The sequence below is a fragment of the Cellulomonas sp. URHE0023 genome, assembly GCF_000688475.1.
Taxonomy (GTDB): Bacteria; Actinomycetota; Actinomycetes; order Actinomycetales; family Cellulomonadaceae; genus Cellulomonas.
On sequence record NZ_JIAN01000005.1, the window covers coordinates 355,558 to 374,554 of the forward strand.

Consider the following 18,997-nt stretch of genomic DNA (forward strand, 5'->3'; position numbering starts at 1 on the left):
ATGGGCCGGGGTGACATGGTGTCAGAACGTGGGGCACGCGGTCAGGACGCGCGATCGACCAGCGCGTCCGCGAACGAGACCAGCGCGTCCTTGACCGATCCGTCGTCGAGGGCGTCGAGCTCGAGCACCGCGGACCGGGCCAGAGTCACCGCCCGCTCGCGGGTCTCCTCGACCACAGGGTGCACCCTCAGTGCTGCCACCGCACGGTCGAGCGCGTCGTCGTCGGTGAGGTCGGAGTCGAGGAGCGCCAGAAGCTCGTGGTCCGCCGCGGTGGCGTCGGGCGACGCCGCGCGGGCGCGCAGCAGGAGCGCGGGCATCGTCGGAACACGCTCGCGCAGGTCGGTGCCGGGCGTCTTGCCCGTGGTGGCGCCGTCGGACGTCAGGTCGATGACGTCGTCCGCCAGCTGGAACGCGACGCCGATCTTCTCGCCGAACGCGGACACGATGCTCTGGATCTCGGGCCGGCATCCGGAGAACATCGCACCGAACCGCGCGGACGTCGCGATGAGCGAGGCCGTCTTGTCGGCGAGCACCTGCAGGTAGTGCGCGACGTGGTCCTCCTCCGCGCGCGGACCCACGGTCTCGTGGAGCTGGCCGAGGCACAGCCGTTCGAAGGTCGCGGCCTGGATGCGTACCGCCTCGGGCCCCAGCCCGGCGACCGTCGCGGACGCCCTGGCGAACAGGAGGTCACCCGTGAGGATCGCGACGGAGTTCCCCCATACCTCGTGCGCAGCCGGCGCACCACGGCGCAGCGGTGCCGAGTCCATGACGTCGTCGTGGTACAGCGTGGCCAGGTGCGTGAGCTCGACCACGACTGCGGCGTCGATCACCTCGAGCCGGGACCCGTCGCCGAGCTCGGCCGCGAGCAGCGTCAGGAGCGGACGCAGACGCTTGCCACCCGCGTTGACCAGGTGACGTGAGGCGTCGTCGGCCAACGGGTCGACGTTGGTGACAGCATGGCGCAGCCGTTCCTCGACGATCTCCAGCCGTGCGGACAGGCGCTCGCCGAGATCGGCATCGGCCAGCGGGAAGGCCGTCATCGAGGTCACGGCATGAACCTATCTGCCCGCGGGCCTCGTGCAGGACACCGCACGCGGTGCGTGGTCACGGGAGGAACGACGCCACACCCTGGATGGCCTCGATCACGGGCGAGGGCGCGATGCCCATCACGATCGTGAGCAGCGCGCAGATCGCGATCGCAGCGACCGCGAGCCCCTCCGTCTTCACGACCGTGGTGGTGATCGTGGACCGCGCCTCCGTCTCGACGACCGTCTCGACCGCGACCGCGCCGTCGCCCGCGGAGATCGGCGCGCTGACGTCCCCGGCCGGCACGTACACGTCGGTCCCGGTGGGTTCGCCGTCGGCTGACGCGGAGCCGGTGAAGAACATCAGGACGATGATCCTCACGTAGAAGAACGCGGCGGCCGAGGAGGCGAGCACGCCGATGAGGGCCAGCGGCCAGGCGCCCCCGTCGACCGCGGCGGAGAACACACCGAACTTGCCGATGAAGCCCGCCGTGAGCGGGATCCCCGCGAACGACAGCAGGAACAGCGCGAACGTCAGTGCGAGCAGCGGGTTCGTCCGGCCCAGGCCGGCCCACTGCGAGAGGTGCGTGGCCTCGCCGAGGATCGGGCCGGGGCTGCCGTCCGCGGACTGCCTCGTCCGCTCGCGCACCAGCCAGACGATGCCGAACGCACCGACGGTCGCCGCGCCGTAGACGAGCAGGTAGAACAGGACCGCGGTGATGCCCGCCTGGTTCAGGGCGATGATGCCCGTGAGGATGAACCCGGAGTGCGCGATCGAGGAGTACCCGAGGACGCGCTTCATGTCGCTCTGGACGAGGGCGCCGACCGTGCCGACGACCATCGTCAGGATCGCGACGGTCCACAGGATCGCGGCGAGGTCCCACTGCAGGTCCGGGAAGACCGTGTAGACGATCCGCAGCAGCGCACCGAACGCCGCGATCTTCGTGCACGCCCCCATGAACCCGGTGATCGGTGTCGGGGCACCTTGGTAGACGTCGGGCGTCCAGGTGTGGAAGGGCACAGCCCCCACCTTGAACAGCAGGCCGGCCAGGATCAGGACCGACCCGACGAGCAGCACGCTCTCCATGCCGCTCGGGGTGCCGGTCGCGGTCGCGATGTCCGCGTAGCGCAGAGAGCCGCTGTACCCGTAGATCAGGGCGATGCCGAACAGGAACAGTGCGGACGCGAACGCGCCGAGCAGGAAGTACTTCATCGACGCCTCCTGCGAGAGCAGGCGACGACGACGTGCCATGCCCGCGAGCAGGTAGAGCGGCAGCGAGAGGACCTCGAGCGCGACGAAGAGGGTCAGCAGGTCACCGGCGGCCGGGAAGACGAGCATGCCTCCGGTGGCGAAGAGCACCAGGGGGTAGATCTCGGTCTGGTGGATGCCCTTGCGGCGGGCGACGTCCTCGTAGTCCGACCCCGGCACGGCAGCCGCGTTCGGGGCGAACGCGTCCTCGCCGGTCTCGGTGCGGTCGGCGATGATCAGCAGCGAGATCACCGCGAAGAGCGCGATCGAGCCCCACAGGACGAGCGTCGGGCCGTCGACGAGCACCGAGCCGCCGAGGACCGTGGTGCCCCCGGACTCCTCGACGCCGGGCCACAGCAGGACCACGGCGACGAGCGCGCCGATCGTCGCGAGCAGCGACAGAGCGAGCTGGGCGTTCCGGCGGGCCCGTGCCGGCACGAAGGCCTCGACGAGGACGCCGATGATGGCGGCGCCCAGGACGATGACGACGGGACTGAGCGCGCCCCAGTCGATCGTCGGTGCGGTGAACCCGCTCATCAGTTGCTCCCCTCATCGGTGCCGGCCGGCACGTCCGTCACGCCTACCTGCTCGAGCGTCACCGAAGCCGGTGGGCTGACCAGGTCGAGAGCCGGTCGCGGCACGAAGCCGAAGATCAGCATGAGCAGCAGCAGCGGCGCGATGGCCCACCGCTCACGAGCCCGCAGGTCCGCGGTCCCTTCCAGGTCGGCCGGGGCCGGACCCGTGAAGACCCGCTGGTAGAGCCACAGGATGTAGATCGCAGCCAGCACGACCCCGACCGTCGAGACGATCGCCGCGGCCGGGTGCCGGGCGAAGGTGCCCACGATGACCAGGAACTCGCTGATGAACGTCGACAGACCCGGAAGGGACAGGACGCTCAGGCCTGCGACGAGGAAGAAGCCGGCGAACACCGGAACGATCTTCTGCAGCCCGCCGAACGCCGAGATCTCCTGCGTGCCGCGCCGGGCAACCAGGAATCCTGCGAGCAGGAACATCGCCCCGGTCGAGAGCCCGTGGTTGACCATGTAGAACGAGGACCCGGCGATCGACGTCGACGTGAACGCGAAGATGCCCAGGACGATGAACCCGAAGTGCGACACCGACGTGTACGCGATCAGGCGCATGATGTCCTTCTGACCGATGGCCAGCGCGGCACCGTAGATGATCGAGACCAGAGCCAGCACGATGATCACCGGTGCGGCCCACCGCGAGGCGTCCGGGAACAGCGGCAGGCACAGCGTCAGCATCCCGAACGTGCCCACCTTGTCCAGGACGCCCACCAGCAGCGTCGAGGTTCCGGCGGGAGCCTGCTGTGCAGCGTCGGGAAGCCAGGTGTGCACCGGGAACATCGGCGCCTTGATCGCGAACGCCAGGAAGAACGCGAGGAACAGCAGCTTCTCCGTGGTGGGCGCGATGTCCAGGCCCGTGAGGTTGGCCGTCAGGAAGCCCTCCGGACCCCCGTCGCCCTGCAGGTACAGCGCGATCACCGCGATCAGCATGATCAGGCCGCCGGCCAGCGAGTAGAGCAGGAACTTCACGGCGGCGTAGCGGCGCAGCGCACCGCCGAACATGCCGATCATGAAGTAGACCGGGACGAGCATGGCCTCGAACAGGACGTAGAACAGGAACACGTCCCTCGCCGAGAACACGGCGACGATGAACGCCTCGAGCAGCAGGATGAGCGCGAGGTACCGGCGCAGCCTGTCCGTGGCCACGGTGAGCGAGTCCTGCTCTCGCCAGGCGGCCAGGACCACCAGCGGCACGAGCACGATCGACATGAGCACGAGAGCCAGGCCGACGCCGTCGACGCCTACCGCGTAGGACACGCCGAGAGCCGGGATCCAGGCGTGCTGCTCGTACAGCTGGATCGCCTGGGACGCGTCGGTGTCGAACGCCAGCAGCGCCCCGACACCGAGGGCGAGCACGACCACGGCCACGGCGAGAGCGACGGACCGTGCGTGCTTGCGCAGACCGGCAGGAAGCGCCCACAGCAGCACCGCGCCGAGCACGGGGACCACGATGAGGGCGGTCAGCCAGGGGAAGGAGGACGACATCGGTGTGAGCTCCATCAGATCTGGATGACCAGGACGACGATGACGAGGACGACGAGCCCGAGGAGCATCGACGCGGCGTACGACCGGACGTAGCCGGTCTGGAAGCGCCGGGCGATCTCACCGAGACCGACCGTGACCCGACCGACGCTCGACACGGTGCCGTCGATCGCGGTGCGGTCGACGTAGACGAGCGAGCGGGTCAGGGCCTGGCCCGGTTCCACCAGGAGGACGTCGTTGACGGTGTCCTGGTAGAGGTCCACACGAGCCGCGCGCGTCAGCGAGGTGCCGACCGGCGGGACGACGGGGACGCGCGACGCGACGTAGCGGCGCCAGGCGATCAGGATCCCGACGGCCACGAGAGCGAGGGTCAGTCCCATGATCACGGGTACGGGCATGACCGGCTCCTCGTGCTCCGGATGACCGAGCACCGGCGCCAGCCAGTCGACGAACTTGTTCCCGGCGTTGAGGAACGCACCCAGACCGACCGACCCGACCGCCAGCACGATCATCGGCCACGTCATGAGCTTGGGCGCCTCGTGCGGGTGCTGGTGGCTGCCGTCGGCCTTGTTCGTCCAGCGCTTCTCGCCCTCGAAGGTCATGAAGAACAGCCGGGACATGTAGAACGCGGTGATCCCCGCGGCGAGCATCGCCACGGACCCGAAGAACCACGCGCGCCACGGCGCACCCTCGACCGGCACGAACGCCGACTCGATGATGTGGTCCTTGCTGTAGAAGCCGGAGAAGAACGGGAAGCCGATGATCGCCAGCCAGCCCGCGCCGAAGGTGATGTAGGTGATCTTCATGTACCGGCCCAGGCCGCCGAACAGGCGCATGTTCACCTGGTCGTCCATGCCGTGCATCACGGAGCCGGCGCCGAGGAACATGCCGGCCTTGAAGAAGCCGTGCGTCACCAGGTGGAAGATGGCGAACGCGTAGCCGACCGGTCCGAGCCCCGCCGCGAGGATCATGTAGCCGATCTGCGACATCGTCGACGCCGCGAGCGCCTTCTTGATGTCGTCCTTGGCGCAACCGACGATCGCCCCGAACACGAGCGTGACGGCCCCGACGCAGACGACGACCAGCTGGGCGTCCGGCGCCGCGTTGAACAGCGGCGCCGACCGCACGATCAGGTAGACCCCCGCGGTCACCATGGTGGCGGCGTGGATCAGGGCCGAGACGGGTGTCGGGCCGGCCATCGCGTCGCCGAGCCAGGACTGCAGCGGGAACTGCGCCGACTTGCCGCACGCGGCCAGCAAGAGCATGAGCGCGATCCCGTTCAGGGTCGCCTGGCTGGTCGACTCCGTCACGCCACCGAGCACCGTGTCGAAGCTGACGCTGCCGAAGGTCGCAAACATCAGGCCCATCGCGATGATGAGCCCGAGGTCACCGATGCGGTTGGCGACGAACGCCTTCTTGGCGGCCACCGCGTAGTCGAGCCGGTAGTTCCAGAAGCCGATCAACAGGTACGACGCGAGCCCGACACCCTCCCAGCCGAAGAACAGCAGGAGGTAGCTGTTGGCCAGCACGAGCGTGAGCATCGCGGCGATGAACAGGTTGAGGTAGGCGAAGAACCTGCGCCGGTCGGCGTCGTGCTCCATGTACGCGACGGCGTAGATGTGGATCAGCGAACCCACGAACGTCACGAGGAGCACGAACGTCAACGACAGCGGGTCCAGCCGCACCCCGGCATTCAGGTGGAACGCGCCCGCGTCGATCCAGTTGCCCAGGTCGACGTCCAGCACGCGCGATCCCTCGGACCGACCGAGCATGTTGACGAAGACGACGGCTCCGATGACGAACGCGGCCGACGACGCGAGCACGCCGAGCCAGTGGCCCCAGCGGTCGGTGCGGCGGCCCAGCACCAGCAGCAGCGCAGCACTGAGGAGCGGGATGCCGACGAGCAGCGGTGCGACGAGCAGGGTGCCCGTCTCCACGGTCTCCGTCGCCGGGCCGATCGTGTCTGATGGCAGGCTCGCCACCAGGGCTGTCAGGGTGTGCACGTCCCCGCCCCTCAGTTCTTCAACAGGTTCACGTCGTCGACCGAGGCCGAGCGTCGGGTTCGGAAGATGGCCACGATGATCGACAGGCCGACGACGACCTCGGCGGCCGCGACGACCATCACGAAGAAGGCCATCACCTGCCCCGTGAGGTCACCGTGGATGCGGGAGAACGTGACGAGCGTGAGGTTGGTGGCGTTGAGCATGAGCTCGACCCCCATGAACACGATGATCGCGTTGCGCCGGAGCAGGACGGTCGTGGCGCCCAGCGAGAAGAGGATCGCCGCCAGCACGAGGTAGTGGGTCAGGCTCACGTGCTCTCCTCCGTCGCGGCCGCATCCGGGACGTCCGGGTTGCCGAACTGCTTGCCGGCGACCACCGACCCGCCCGCCAGGACCCGGTCGATCCGGGCGGCGAACTCCTGCGCGTCGGCCTCCTGGCCGCGGATGCGCAGCACGCGTGGGACCGAGCTGTCGAGCGGCCGTCCGTCGGGTCCGAGTGCCGGCACGTCCATCGCGTTGTGCCGGGCGTACACGCCTGGTGCGGGGAGCGGCGTGAGGGTGGCACCGGCGGCGACGCGGGCGTCGGAGCGCTCCTTCTGGCCGACGCGCGGTGTGAGCCGCTGCCGGTGCGTGAGGACCAGGGCACCGAGCGCCGCGGTGACGAGCAGCGCGCCGACCACCTCGAACGCGAACACGTACTGCCCGAAGAGGATCTCCGCGATCCCCTGGGGGTTGTTGTCCACGGCTTCGGGCGTGAACCCGCTCACGTCGTACGCGGCCTTGGCGACGACGCCCACGAGCACGCACGCGAGCCCGATACCGGCGAGCAGCGCGATCCAGCGCTGCCCGCGGATCGTCTCGACGAGCGAGTCGGAACCGTCGACTCCCACGAGCATGAGGACGAACAGGAAGAGCATCATCACGGCGCCCGTGTAGACCACGACCTGCACCATGCCGAGGAACACCGCACCCTGCGCGATGTATAGGATGGCCAGCGAGATCATGACCGTGATCACGAGCAGGGCGGCGTGCACCGCCTTCTTGATGAAGAGCAGCCCGCTCGCGGCGAGGACCATGACCGGTGCCAGGCACCAGAACAGCACCGCTTCACCGGTCGAGGTCTTTCCCGTCTCGCTGAGGGACTGGACGAGGGTCAGCGTCGTCGCCGCGTTCATCGGGTGCCCTGCCGCGTTGCGCGTGCCACCGTGGCGGCCATGACAGCCGCCGTCGGCCCGGGGACGTTCGCGGCGTCCAGCCCGGCACCGCCGGGCAGGGTCGGGTCGTCGGGACGGTGCTCCGCGACCCAGGCGACCTGCGCGGGCGTCGAACCGTTGACCTCGCCGCGGTAGTAGTCCGTGTCCGTCGTGCCTTCGACCATCGGGTGCGGCGCCTGGAGCATCCCGCTGCGCAGCGGGGCCAGCAGGTCCTGCTTCTCCCAGATCATGCCCGCGCGGGTCGGCCCCGCCAGCTCGTACTCGTTGGTCATGGTCAGCGCCCGGGTGGGGCACGCCTCGATGCACAGACCGCAGAAGATGCAGCGCAGGTAGTTGATCTGGTAGACGCTGCCGTAACGCTCGCCCGGAGAGTGCTGGTCCTCGGGGGTGTTGTCGCCGCCCTCGACGTAGATCGCGTCCGCCGGGCACGCCCACGCGCACAGCTCGCAGCCGATGCACTTCTCGAGGCCGTCGGCGTACCTGTTGAGCTGGTGGCGCCCGTGGTACCGCGGCTTGGCCGGCACCTTCTCCGAGGGGTACTGCTCGGTCACGGTGGGCCGGAACATGTTCGAGAGCGTGACGCCGAACCCGCCGACGGGTGCGAAGAAGTCCGACACGGCGTTGCGCGGCTCGATGAGCGACTGGTAGCCCTCGGGCCGTGCCACCTCACCGGAGGTACGACGCGGCGCGACCGACGAACCGGCCGCGCTGGGGGCAGGCGTGGTCTGCGCCGGCTTGCGGGCCGGCTGCTTGCCGGACCCTGCGGCCTCGCGCTTGTCTGGCCTGGGCTTGTCAGCCACCGTTGACCCCTCCTGTCTCGTCGCTCTCGTCGGTGCCTGCCGGCGCGGGTCCGGCCGTCACCGAGGCCGTTGCCTTGACTTCGGCGGCCCGCTGCTTGCGTGGGGACGGCGGCAGCACCTGGCCCGGTAGCGGAGGCACGGGGTAGCCGCCTGCGTACGGGTCGTAGACCTCGGGCGCCTTGGGCTTGGGCGGTTCGGGCTTCTTCTCGGGGACGAATCCCCAGACCACCGCTCCGACCAGGATGACCGCGGCGGTGACGATGAGGATCTTCTGCAGCGGGACGTCCGTGAACTGGTGCACGCCCTGGTAGACGCCGACCACGACGACCGTCGCGAGCGCCGCCGGGATGAGGATCTTCCAGCCGATCTTCATGAACTGGTCGTACCGGAAGCGCAGGACCGAACCGCGGACCCAGACGAAGAAGAACATGAAGATCCAGAGCTTGGCGACGAACCACAGGATCGGCCACCAACCCTCGTTCAGAGCACCGTCGAGGAAGGTGGTCGGCACCGGGAGGCGCCAGCCGCCCAGGAACAGGGTCGTGGCGATCGCCGAGACGTTCAGCATGTTGATGTACTCCGCGAGGAAGAACCACGCGAACTTCATCGACGAGTACTCGGTCATGTAGCCCGAGACCAGCTCACCCTCGGCCTCGGGCAGGTCGAACGGAAGCCGGTTGGTCTCGCCGACCATCGACACGATGTAGATCGCGAACGCCGGGATCAGCGGGATGAACCACCAGAGCCGCTGCTGCGAGTCCACGATCTGCGACGTCGACATCGACCCCGCGACGATGAACACCGTGACCAGCGACAGGCCCATCGAGAGCTCGTAGCTGATGACCTGCGCCGTCGAGCGGACGGAGCCGAGCAGGGGGTACGTGGAGCCGGACGACCACCCACCGAGCACGATGCCGTACACGCCGACGGACGCGCACGCCAGGATGTAGAGGACGGCCACCGGGAAGTCGGTCAGCTGGAGCGGCGTCTCCACCCCGAACATGCTGACCATCGGCCCGAACGGGATGACCGCGAACACCAGCAGCGAGCAGAACACCGCGATCATCGGCGCGACGATGTAGACCACCTTGTCGGCGGCCTTGACAGTCATGTCCTCCTTGACCAGGAGCTTCATGGCGTCGGCGAGCGACTGCAGGAGTCCGAACGGGCCGTGGACGTTCGGGCCCGGACGCTGCTGCATGCGACCGACGACCTTGCGCTCGAACCAGATCGCGAACAGGACGCTGACGAGCAGGAACACGACGATGGCCACGGCCTTGATCAGGACGATCCACCAGGTGTCGTTGCTGAAGTCCGCCACGACGGGCGGAGCCGCGTCGGCGGGCAGGAACACTGTGGGCAGGGCGGCGATCATGCGCTGGCCTCCTCGTCCTGTCGCTCGACCTCTCGAGCACCCGGAGCGAGCCGCACCAGGTCGCCCGCGTCGGCGTGCAAGGTGTCGCGGACCGCGCTGCCGAGCGAGTTCGTCGGGAGCCACACCACGTGGTCGGGCATGTCCGTGACGACGACCGGCAGCGTGATCGTGCCGGCATCCGTCCCGACGGCGATCAGGGCACCGTCGACGACGCCCACGCCCTGCGCGGTACCGAGCGAGATCCTGGCGACCGCGCGCTTGGCCGTGCCGGCGAGGAACGGCTCACCCGACTGCAGGCGACCCGTGTCCAGCAGCTGGTGCCACGTGGCGAGCACAGCCGTGCCGGGGCTGACGGCAGGCGGCTCGGCGGGTGCGACCGACGGTGCGTCGACGCGGGGGCCGTCCCAGCCTCCGAGCTGGTCGAGCTCTGCGTGCACGGCGGCCAACGTCTCGAGGCCGAGCTCGACGCCGAGGGCGTCCGCGAGCCGGTCGAGAACCCGGTGGTCGGCCATGGCGTGCGAGACGAGCGCCTGCGGGAACGGACGCGGGCGCCCTTCCCACGTGACGAACGTGCCCGACTTCTCCGCGGGCGGAGCGACCGGCAGCACGACGTCGGCACGGTCGGTGACCTCGGAACGACGCACCTCGAGCGAGACCAGGAACGGGACGACGTCGAGCGCCTCACGGGCGATCGCCGGGTCCGGCAGGTCTGCGGGCTCGAGGCCACCGACCACGAGCCCGCCCAGGAGTCCCGCGCGGGCGGCGGCGATGATCTCGCCCGTGGAGCGTCCGCGCTCGGCGGGCAGGCTCTCGACGCCCCAGACCGCCGCGAGGTCGACGCGGGCCGCCGGGCTCGACACCGGGCGACCGCCCGGCAGGAGCGTCGGCAGCAGCCCTGCCTCGACGCCGGAACGCTCGCCGACACGGCGCGGGATCCACGCCAGCCGGGCGCCGGTGCGCTCGGCCAGCCGCAGAGCGGCCGAGTAGCCACCGGTCACGGTCGCGAGACGCTCGCCGACGAGGATCAGCGCGCCGTCGGCCGCGAGCGCGGACACCACGTCGTCGGAGAGCCCGTCGAGCACCTCCGCCTCGGTGCCCGGCGCCGCCGGGACGAGAGTGCCGCTGAGCCGCTGCAGCCCCCGGCTCTCCAGCGCGGCGACCGACAGGACGCGGGTCTTGTGGTCCACGACGGCGGAGCGCAGGCGCAGGAACGCGATCCCCGCCTCCTCCTCGAGCTCCAGGCCGACCAGCAGCACCGACGGCGCCCGGTCGAGGTCCGCGAACGTGACCTCGAGCGTGCGACCTGCCACGTGGTGCGCGAGGAAGGCCTCCTCCTCGGCGGAGTGCGGGCGGGCCCGGCCGTCCACGTCGTTGGTGCCCAGCGCGACGCGCGCGAACTTGCCGTACGCGTAGGCGTCCTCGAGCGTGAGCCGGCCGCCGGCCAGCACGGCCCAGCCCGTAGCGGGCTCACGCGGGTCGGACGGGTGGGCCGCCGCCCGGAGTCCCGCCGCGGCGGCGTCGAGCGCCTCGACCCAGCTGGCCGGCTCGAGCTCCCCGTCCGAGTTGCGCACGAGCGGGGTGGTGATGCGGTCCGGGGCCGTCTGCCACGTGAACGCGAAGCGGTCCTTGTCGGTGATCCACTCCTGGTTGACGGTCGGGTCCTCGCCCGCCAGCCGGCGCAGCACGACACCGCGACGGTGGTCGACGCGGATGGCCGACCCCTGCGAGTCGTGCTCCCCCACACCCGGCGTCGAGACGAGGTCGAACGGTCGGGACCGGAAGCGGTACGCCGCGCTGGTCAGCGCGCCGACCGGGCAGATCTGCACGGTGTTGCCGGAGAAGTAGCTGGCGAACGGGCGACCGGAGGTGTCCTCGGCGGAGGCGCCCACCGGTGTCTCCCCCTCGAACCCGAGGACCTGCGTGTCGAACCGGCCGATCTGCTGGTTGGCGCCGCGCTTCTGGAGGTCGATGAACACGTCCCCGGCGATCTCCTCGGAGAACCGCGTGCAGCGCTGGCACAGGACGCAGCGCTCCCGGTCCAGGAGGATCTGCGTCGAGATCGCGATCGGCTTGGGGAACGTCCGCTTGACGTCGACGAACCGGGTGCTGGCACGCCCGTTGCTCATCGCCTGGTTCTGCAGGGGGCACTCGCCACCCTTGTCGCAGACCGGGCAGTCGAGCGGGTGGTTGATGAGCAGCAGCTCCATGACGCCGTGCTGAGCCTTGTCGGCCTCCGCTGACGTGTGCTGCGTCTTGACCTGCATCCCGGGCGACGCCTCGAGCGTGCAGCTGGCCTGCGGCTTGGGCATCTTGGACAGGGCCCCGTCGCGACCGGGAGCCCACACCTCGACGAGGCACTGGCGGCACGCACCGGCCGGTGCGAGCAGCGGGTGGTCGCAGAACCTCGGGATCTGGATGCCGAGGTCCTCGGCGGCGCGGATGACGAGCGTGCCCTTGGGCACCTCGGTCTCGATGCCGTCGATGGTGAACGTCACGGTGGCAGCCGGCTCCGTGGGCACCTGGGGCGGTGCCGGCGGGACCAGCTGGGTGCTCGCCCCGGAGGACAGGATCGTCATGCGTGGACCCCCGCGAGGACGCCGGTCTGACGCGGCGTGTAGGTGAACAGCGAGCTGCGCTCGGGTGGGAAGAGCACGTCGGCCGCCGTGTGCGTGCCGGCCTCGAACTCGTCCCGGAAGTACTGCACGGCCGAGGTGATCGGGCTCGTCGCACCGTCACCGAGGGCGCAGAACGCGCGTCCCAGGATGTTGTCGCACAGGTCGAGCAGCAGGTCGATGTCCGCGGACGTCCCCTGACCTGCCTCGAGGCGCTGGAGCACCTGGGCGAGCCAGTAGGTCCCCTCGCGGCACGGCGTGCACTTGCCGCACGACTCGTGCTTGTAGAACTCGGTCCAGCGCGTCACCGCGCGCACCACCGAGGTCGTCTCGTCGAAGATCTGCAGCGCACGCGTGCCGAGCATCGAGCCGGCTGCTGCGACGGACTCGTAGTCCAGCGGGATGTCGAGGTGCTCGGCTGTGAAGATCGGCGTCGAGGAGCCCCCGGGCGTCCAGAACTTCAGCTCGTGGCCCTCGCGGACGCCCCCTGCCATGTCGAGGAGCTCACGCAGCGTGATGCCGAGCGGCGCCTCGTACTGCCCCGGCCGGGTCACGTGGCCGGACAGCGAGAACAGCCCGTGGCCCGTGGAACGCTCGGTACCCATCGACTTGAACCAGTCGGAGCCGCCGACGACGATCCCCGGCACCGACGCGATCGACTCGACGTTGTTCACGACGGTCGGCCGGGCGTACAGACCGGCGACCGCCGGGAACGGGGGCTTGAGCCGCGGCTGGCCGCGCAGACCCTCGAGCGAGTCGAGCAGCGCCGTCTCCTCGCCGCAGATGTACGCACCCGCACCGGAGTGCAGCGTGATCTCCAGGTTGTAGCCGGAGCCGAGGATGTCTGTACCCAGGTAGCCGGCCGCGCGGGCCTCCTGGATCGCGTTGAGGAGCCGCCGGTACACGTGCAGGACCTCGCCGCGCACGTAGAGGAACGCGTGGTCGCAGCCGATGGCGTAGCTCGTGATGATCATGCCCTCGATCAGGTGCTGAGGGCTGGCCATCATGAGCGGGATGTCCTTGCAGGTCCCCGGCTCGGACTCGTCCGCGTTGACCACCAGGTACCGGGGTCCGCCGTCGGGCGCGGGAAGGAAGCCCCATTTCATGCCCGTCGGGAAGCCGGCGCCCCCGCGGCCACGCAGACCGGAGTCCTTGACCATCGTGACCACGTCGGCCGCCTGCATGCCCAGCGCGCGACGCAGACCCTTGTAGCCGCCAGCACCCTCGTAGGTGGCCAGCGTCCACGAGCGGTCCGCATCCCACGTGTCCGTGAGGACGGGGGTGAGCGTGGTGGCCATCAGGACTCCTTCGCGTCGTCGGAGGTCTGCTTCTTGCGCTCGCCTGACGGTGACACGTCACCGGCCGTCGTGGTGGGACGCTGGGCACTGGACTGCTCGCCGCCCACCTGCGGAGCGCCGCCCGCTGGGGCGGCTGCGGTCCCGGACGCCTCGAACGGCGGGGCCGTCCAGCTCTCCGCACGAGCCAGCTCGACGCCCCGCAGAGTCGGCACGCCACCGCCCACGCCCTCGTGGGCGCGGCCGTCATCGAACCCGGCGAGCACGCGGGACATCTCCTTGAACGAGCAGACCGTGTCGGCACCACGGGTCGGGGCCACCGGCTGACCGGCCGCGATCGTCTCGACGATCTCCCGCGCGCTGTCCGGTGTCTGGTTGTCGAAGAACTCCCAGTTGACCATCACGACCGGCGCGTAGTCGCAGGCGGCGTTGCACTCGATGCGCTCGAGCGTGATGCGACCGTCGTCCGTCGTCTCGTCGTGCCCGATGCCCAGGGAGTCCGACAGGTCCTCCCAGATGGCGTCCCCGCCCATGACCGCGCACAGCGTGTTGATGCAGACGCCGACGGTGTAGTCGCCGTTCGGGTGCCGCTTGTACTGCGTGTAGAACGTCGCGACCGCGGACACCTCGGCGGTGGTCAGGCCCAGGTGCGACGCGCAGAACGCGATGCCCCGCGGGCTGACGTAGCCGTCCTCGGACTGGACGAGGTGCAGCATCGGCAGCAGCGCCGACCGTGCCTGGGGATAGCGCGCGACGATCAGGTCCGAGTCGGCCGTCAGACGCGCGTGCGTCTCGGCGTCGTAGGACGTGCGGTGCGTCTGCCCGGGCGTACGCCCAGCCTCGACCGACATCAGCGGTCCACCCCTCCGAGCACAGGGTCGAGGGACGCGACGGCGACGACGACGTCGGCCACCTGCGCGCCCTCGCACATGATCGACGTCGCCTGCAGGTTGTTGAACGACGGGTCCCTGAAGTGCGCCCGGTACGGGCGCGTGCCTCCGTCGGACACCAGGTGGACGCCGAGTTCGCCGCGTGGGTGCTCGACGGTCTGGAACACCTGGCCGGCCGGTACGCGGAACCCTTCCGTGACCAGCTTGAAGTGGTGGATCAGGGCCTCCATCGAGGTGCCCATGATCTCGCGGATGTGGTCGAGCGAGTTGCCCATGCCGTCGGCACCGATGGCCATCTGCGCCGGCCAGGCGACCTTCTTGTCGGCGACCATGACCGGACCGGGGCCCATCTTCTGCAGGCGGTCGAGGGTCTGCTCGACGATCTTCATCGACTGGTAGCACTCCTCGACCCGTAGGACGAGCCGGCCCCACGAGTCAGCGGTGTCCGCCGTCGGGACGTCGAAGTCGTACGTCTCGTACCCGCAGTACGGGTTCGCCTTGCGGACGTCGTAGGGCAGGCCCGCGCTGCGGAGCACCGGACCGGTCATGCCCAGCGCCATGCACCCCGACAGTCCGAGGTAGCCCACGCCCTTGAGGCGCAGGTGCAGGATCGGGTTCGCCATCATCAGGTCTTCGAGCTGCTTGAAGAACTTGCGCACGACCACGAGCGACTCGCGGATGGTGTCGATCGCACCCGGGGGGATGTCCTGCGCGACGCCGCCGGGACGGATGAACGCGTGGTTCATCCGCAGGCCCGTGATCAGCTCGAAGATCTTCAGGATCTCCTCGCGGGCCGTGAAGCCCACGGTCATGATCGTCGTCGCGCCGAGCTCGTTGCCGCCCGTGGCCAGGCAGACCAGGTGGCTCGTGATGCGGTTGAGCTCCATGAGCAGCACGCGGATCACCGTGGCGCGCTCGGGGACGTCGTCGGTGATGCCGAGCAGCTTCTCGACGGCCAGGCAGTACGCGGCCTCCTGGAACAGCGGCGCGACGTAGTCCATGCGCGTGCAGAACGTCACGCCCTGGGTCCAGGTGCGGAACTCCATGTTCTTCTCGATGCCGGTGTGCAGGTAGCCGATGCCTGCGCGGGCCTCGGTGACCGTCTCACCGTCGATCTCGAGCATGAGCCGGAGCACGCCGTGCGTCGACGGGTGCTGCGGGCCCATGTTGACGACGATCCGCTCCTCGCCGAGGCGGGCAGCCTCCTCGGCGATGTCGGACCAGTCGCCGCCGGAGGCCTCGAAGGACGGGATGCCCTCGGTGTCGCCGTCCACCACGCGCGCGGTGGACCTCGGTGTCTGTGTGGTCATCGGTACGACCTCCGCTGGTCCGGGGGCGGCACGGTGGCGCCCTTGTACTCGACCGGGATGCCCCCGAGGGGGTAGTCCTTGCGCTGCGGGTGGCCCGGCCAGTCGTCGGGCATCTCGATGCGGGCCAGTGCGGGATGACCGTCGAAGACGATCCCGAAGAAGTCGTAGGTCTCGCGCTCGTGCCAGTCGTTGGCCGGGTACACCTGCACGGTCGACGGGATGTGCGGGTCCTGGTCGGGCACGGCGACCTCGAAGCGCAGGCGCCGCGAGTGGGTCACCGAGACGACGTGGTAGACCGCGTGCAGCTCGCGGCCGGTGTCGTGGGGGTAGTGCACGCCCGAGACGCCCAGGCTGAGCTCGAAGCGCAGGTCCTGGTCGTCGCGGAGCGCCTGGGCCACCTCGACCACGTGCTCGCGGTGCACGTAGAGCGTGATCTCCTCGCGGTCGATCACGACCTGCTCGATCGCGTTGGTGAACCCGGTGCCGGACTCGTCGAGCACCTCGGTCAGGACGTCGACGACCTCGTCGAACCAGCCACCGTAGGGTCGCGCGCTCGGCCCGGGCAGGGCGATCACCGAGATCATGCCGCCGTAGCCCGACGTGTCACCGGAGCCCGTCACACCGAACATGCCCTTGCGGACGTCGACGACCTCGACCGGGTGCTGGGTGCCGAGGTTCTGGCCGCCGGCCTCGTGCGCGGCCTCGGTGGCCGTCTGGCCCACCGTGCCGGTGTCACCCGGCTTCGCGGCCGCGGCCGCGTCCTTGCGGATGCCCGCCTTCTCGTCCGTCACTTCAGCAGCCCCGTCATGTGCGACGTCGGGGTCGCGGCGAGCGCGGCCGCCTCCGCGGCGGCCGCGGCCTCCTTGCGGTTGGCGCCGAGCGGCTCGTTCTCGATCTGCTCGTGCAGCGCAAGGATCGCGTTGATCAGCATCTCCGGCCGCGGCGGGCACCCCGGCAGGTAGATGTCGACGGGCACGATGTGGTCGACGCCCTGCACGATCGCGTAGTTGTTGAACATGCCTCCGCTGCTCGCGCACACGCCCATCGACAGAACCCACTTGGGCTCGGACATCTGGTCGTAGACCTGACGCACCACGGGGGCCATCTTCTGGCTCACCCGACCGGCCACGATCATGAGGTCCGCCTGGCGCGGCGACGCCCGGAACACCTCCATGCCGAAGCGCGAGATGTCGAACCGGCTGGCGCCGGCCGCCATCATCTCGATGGCGCAGCACGCCAGACCGAACGTCACGGGCCACAGCGACGACTTGCGGAAGTAGCCGACGAGATCCTCGACCGTCGTGAGCAGGAAGCCTGACGGCGCTTCTTCGATCCCCATCTCAAACCTCCGGACACGCAGTGGTTGACGCGAGTGCTGGGCTGCTCTGGTCCTTGGTCAGTCCCACTCGAAGCCTCCGCGACGCCACTCGTACACGAACGGCACCGTGATGATGAGCAGGAACCCCATCATCGCGACGAGACCGAACAGAGCCAGCGTGCCGAAGCTGACGGCCCACGGGTAGAGGAACACCACCTCGATGTCGAACACGATGAACGTCATCGCGACGAGGTAGTACTTGATCGGGAAGCGGCCCCCGCCGATGGCGTGCGGGGTCGGCTCGATGCCGCACTCGTACGCCTCGAGCTTGGCGCGGTTGTACCGCTTGGGGCCGAGGATCACGGACGAGCCGACGCCACCCAGCGCCATCAGGGCAGCGATGCCCATCAGGAACAGCAGAGGCACGTAGGGATTGCTCATCGTGCGTCACTCCTCAACGGCGAGGTGTTGCTCGGGGACGTGCAGGGCGTTCAGGCTGCCGGTGCGAGCCGGCTCAGTCCGGAGATGACCCGGTCGACCAGGTCACCACCACGGGGTTCGTAGCAGTCGGACAGGAGCTTCAGGACGAACTTCATGACGAGCGGCCTCGGCAGGCCGTACCGCGTGCACACCCGCATGATCTCCGGGTGCTCGATGAGCCGGACGAAGATCCGCCCGAGCGTGTAGTAACCGCCGAGGTCATCCTTCATCCGGCCCTGGTACGTGGCGAACGCTCGCTCCCGGCCGGCTGCGGTCCCCCGCGCCAGGCCCTGGGCGATGGCGTCGGCGGCAACTCGGCCGGCCTGCAGGCCGTACGCGATGCCCTCGCCGTTGAACGGGCTGATCATCCCGGCGGAGTCACCGACGAGCATGAGGCCGTTGCCGTACAGCGGGCCGCGGTTGAACCCCATGGGAAGCGCCGCGCCGCGTACCGGGCCGACCTGGTTGTCCGGTGTGAACTCCCACTCGGCCGGTGCGTTGGCCATCCACTTGGCGAACAGTGACTTGTAGTCGACCTTCGTCGCGGCCGCGGTGCTCGACACCGACCCCAGGCCGACGTTCGCGGTGCCGTCGCCGAGGGCGAAGATCCACCCGTACCCGGGCATCAGGTTCGACTTGTGCGGGACCCCGTCCCAGAGCTCGAGGTGGCTCTCCATCCACGCGTCGTCGTGCCGTGGGGTACGGAAGTACGTGCGCACCGCGACGCCCATCGGGCGGTCCATGCGCTTCTCGAGCCCCATGCCCGTGGCCAGGCGCGCCGAGACCCCGTCCGCGGCGATGACGACCGGGGCGCGATAGGTCGCGGCGCCGTCCTCGGTCTTCGCGGTGACGCCCACGACCCTGCCCGAGCGCTCGTCCCTGACCGCGCCGGTGACGTTGGTCCGCTCCTGGAGCTTCGCGCCGGCTGACCGGGCGTGGTCGACGAGAGTGTGGTCGAGCGACATCCGCGACTTGGCGAGCCCGTACGACGGGTAGCTCGACAGCTCGGGCCACTCCAGCTCGAGCCGGTGCCCGCCGCCGAGGACCCGCAGGCCCCTGTTCCGGATCCAGCCGTCCTGCTCGCGGATCGGCAGTCCCATCCGTACCAGCTCGGCGACCGCGCGTGGTGTCAGCCCGTCGCCACAGATCTTGTCCCGTGGAAACTCCGACTTCTCGAGCAGCAGCACGTCGAGGCCCGCGGAGGCGCAGTGGAACGCGGCGGCGGACCCGGCCGGGCCCGCACCCACGACGATGACGTCTGCGTCATCGAGCGCTGCATCCACCACCAGTGACCCCACTTGTGACGTTGTTCACGAGCTGACTCGGCGAGTGTAACCACGGCCACATTCGATGTCTGC

General features: G+C 69.6%; 16 protein-coding genes. All 16 read right to left on the reverse strand.

Features of this window, described 5'->3' with window-relative positions:
* Positions 1 to 41 precede the first annotated feature (41 nt).
* On the reverse strand, positions 42 to 1,040 hold the full coding sequence (locus tag N553_RS0101735; protein ID WP_081844448.1) for a polyprenyl synthetase family protein: 999 nt from the start codon (positions 1,038 to 1,040) through the stop codon (positions 42 to 44).
* A gap of 64 nt (positions 1,041 to 1,104) precedes the next feature.
* A complete protein-coding gene (nuoN, locus tag N553_RS0101740) occupies positions 1,105 to 2,811 on the reverse strand; it encodes an NADH-quinone oxidoreductase subunit NuoN (protein ID WP_028045105.1) in 1,707 nt (568 codons plus the stop codon).
* Entirely contained in the window at positions 2,811 to 4,346 is a 1,536-nt protein-coding gene (locus N553_RS0101745; RefSeq protein WP_034620965.1) for an NADH-quinone oxidoreductase subunit M, read from the reverse strand. The genes nuoN and N553_RS0101745 overlap by 1 nt, the downstream gene beginning before the upstream one ends.
* Before the next feature lie 14 nt (positions 4,347 to 4,360).
* Entirely contained in the window at positions 4,361 to 6,346 is a 1,986-nt protein-coding gene (gene nuoL, locus N553_RS0101750) for an NADH-quinone oxidoreductase subunit L (protein WP_034620463.1), read from the reverse strand.
* An 11-nt stretch (positions 6,347 to 6,357) separates the two neighbouring features.
* On the reverse strand, positions 6,358 to 6,657 hold the full coding sequence (nuoK, locus tag N553_RS0101755) for an NADH-quinone oxidoreductase subunit NuoK (protein WP_028045108.1): 300 nt from the start codon (positions 6,655 to 6,657) through the stop codon (positions 6,358 to 6,360).
* Positions 6,654 to 7,520 (reverse strand): NADH-quinone oxidoreductase subunit J, encoded by an 867-nt coding sequence (locus tag N553_RS20585; RefSeq protein WP_034620464.1) that lies wholly within the window; start codon positions 7,518 to 7,520, stop codon positions 6,654 to 6,656. The genes nuoK and N553_RS20585 overlap by 4 nt, the downstream gene beginning before the upstream one ends.
* Entirely contained in the window at positions 7,517 to 8,359 is an 843-nt protein-coding gene (nuoI, locus tag N553_RS0101765; RefSeq protein ID WP_028045109.1) for an NADH-quinone oxidoreductase subunit NuoI, read from the reverse strand. The genes N553_RS20585 and nuoI overlap by 4 nt, the downstream gene beginning before the upstream one ends.
* Positions 8,352 to 9,734, reverse strand: a complete 1,383-nt coding sequence (nuoH, locus tag N553_RS0101770; RefSeq protein ID WP_051639745.1) for an NADH-quinone oxidoreductase subunit NuoH — start codon at positions 9,732 to 9,734, stop codon at positions 8,352 to 8,354. Before nuoH ends, nuoI begins: the two co-directional genes overlap by 8 nt.
* Positions 9,731 to 12,310: an NADH-quinone oxidoreductase subunit G gene (locus N553_RS0101775; protein WP_028045111.1), complete on the reverse strand. Its 2,580-nt coding sequence runs from the start codon at positions 12,308 to 12,310 to the stop codon at positions 9,731 to 9,733. Before N553_RS0101775 ends, nuoH begins: the two co-directional genes overlap by 4 nt.
* Complete coding sequence (nuoF, locus tag N553_RS0101780; RefSeq protein ID WP_028045112.1) at positions 12,307 to 13,644, reverse strand: NADH-quinone oxidoreductase subunit NuoF; 1,338 nt, start codon at positions 13,642 to 13,644, stop codon at positions 12,307 to 12,309. Before nuoF ends, N553_RS0101775 begins: the two co-directional genes overlap by 4 nt.
* Positions 13,644 to 14,492: an NADH-quinone oxidoreductase subunit NuoE gene (gene nuoE / locus N553_RS0101785; protein WP_028045113.1), complete on the reverse strand. Its 849-nt coding sequence runs from the start codon at positions 14,490 to 14,492 to the stop codon at positions 13,644 to 13,646. Before nuoE ends, nuoF begins: the two co-directional genes overlap by 1 nt.
* A complete protein-coding gene (locus tag N553_RS0101790) occupies positions 14,492 to 15,841 on the reverse strand; it encodes an NADH-quinone oxidoreductase subunit D (protein WP_028045114.1) in 1,350 nt (449 codons plus the stop codon). The genes nuoE and N553_RS0101790 overlap by 1 nt, the downstream gene beginning before the upstream one ends.
* Entirely contained in the window at positions 15,838 to 16,632 is a 795-nt protein-coding gene (locus N553_RS0101795; protein ID WP_028045115.1) for an NADH-quinone oxidoreductase subunit C, read from the reverse strand. The genes N553_RS0101790 and N553_RS0101795 overlap by 4 nt, the downstream gene beginning before the upstream one ends.
* On the reverse strand, positions 16,629 to 17,180 hold the full coding sequence (locus N553_RS0101800) for an NADH-quinone oxidoreductase subunit B family protein (RefSeq protein WP_028045116.1): 552 nt from the start codon (positions 17,178 to 17,180) through the stop codon (positions 16,629 to 16,631). The genes N553_RS0101795 and N553_RS0101800 overlap by 4 nt, the downstream gene beginning before the upstream one ends.
* Positions 17,181 to 17,237: 57 nt before the next feature.
* Complete coding sequence (locus tag N553_RS0101805; protein ID WP_028045117.1) at positions 17,238 to 17,600, reverse strand: NADH-quinone oxidoreductase subunit A; 363 nt, start codon at positions 17,598 to 17,600, stop codon at positions 17,238 to 17,240.
* A 50-nt stretch (positions 17,601 to 17,650) separates the two neighbouring features.
* A complete protein-coding gene (locus tag N553_RS0101810; protein ID WP_156043658.1) occupies positions 17,651 to 18,922 on the reverse strand; it encodes a geranylgeranyl reductase family protein in 1,272 nt (423 codons plus the stop codon).
* Positions 18,923 to 18,997: the final 75 nt, after the last annotated feature.

Coding starts and splice junctions, on each gene's coding strand:
- N553_RS0101735 (WP_081844448.1), bottom strand. CDS start 1,040: ATGACGGCCTTCCCGCTGGCCGATGCCGATCTCGGCGAGCGCCTGTCC.
- nuoN (WP_028045105.1), bottom strand. CDS start 2,811: ATGAGCGGGTTCACCGCACCGACGATCGACTGGGGCGCGCTCAGTCCC.
- N553_RS0101745 (WP_034620965.1), bottom strand. CDS start 4,346: ATGTCGTCCTCCTTCCCCTGGCTGACCGCCCTCATCGTGGTCCCCGTG.
- N553_RS20585 (WP_034620464.1), bottom strand. CDS start 7,520: ATGAACGCGGCGACGACGCTGACCCTCGTCCAGTCCCTCAGCGAGACG.
- nuoH (WP_051639745.1), bottom strand. CDS start 9,734: ATGATCGCCGCCCTGCCCACAGTGTTCCTGCCCGCCGACGCGGCTCCG.
- N553_RS0101775 (WP_028045111.1), bottom strand. CDS start 12,310: ATGACGATCCTGTCCTCCGGGGCGAGCACCCAGCTGGTCCCGCCGGCA.
- nuoF (WP_028045112.1), bottom strand. CDS start 13,644: ATGGCCACCACGCTCACCCCCGTCCTCACGGACACGTGGGATGCGGAC.
- nuoE (WP_028045113.1), bottom strand. CDS start 14,492: ATGTCGGTCGAGGCTGGGCGTACGCCCGGGCAGACGCACCGCACGTCC.
- N553_RS0101790 (WP_028045114.1), bottom strand. CDS start 15,841: ATGACCACACAGACACCGAGGTCCACCGCGCGCGTGGTGGACGGCGAC.
- N553_RS0101800 (WP_028045116.1), bottom strand. CDS start 17,180: ATGGGGATCGAAGAAGCGCCGTCAGGCTTCCTGCTCACGACGGTCGAG.
- N553_RS0101805 (WP_028045117.1), bottom strand. CDS start 17,600: ATGAGCAATCCCTACGTGCCTCTGCTGTTCCTGATGGGCATCGCTGCC.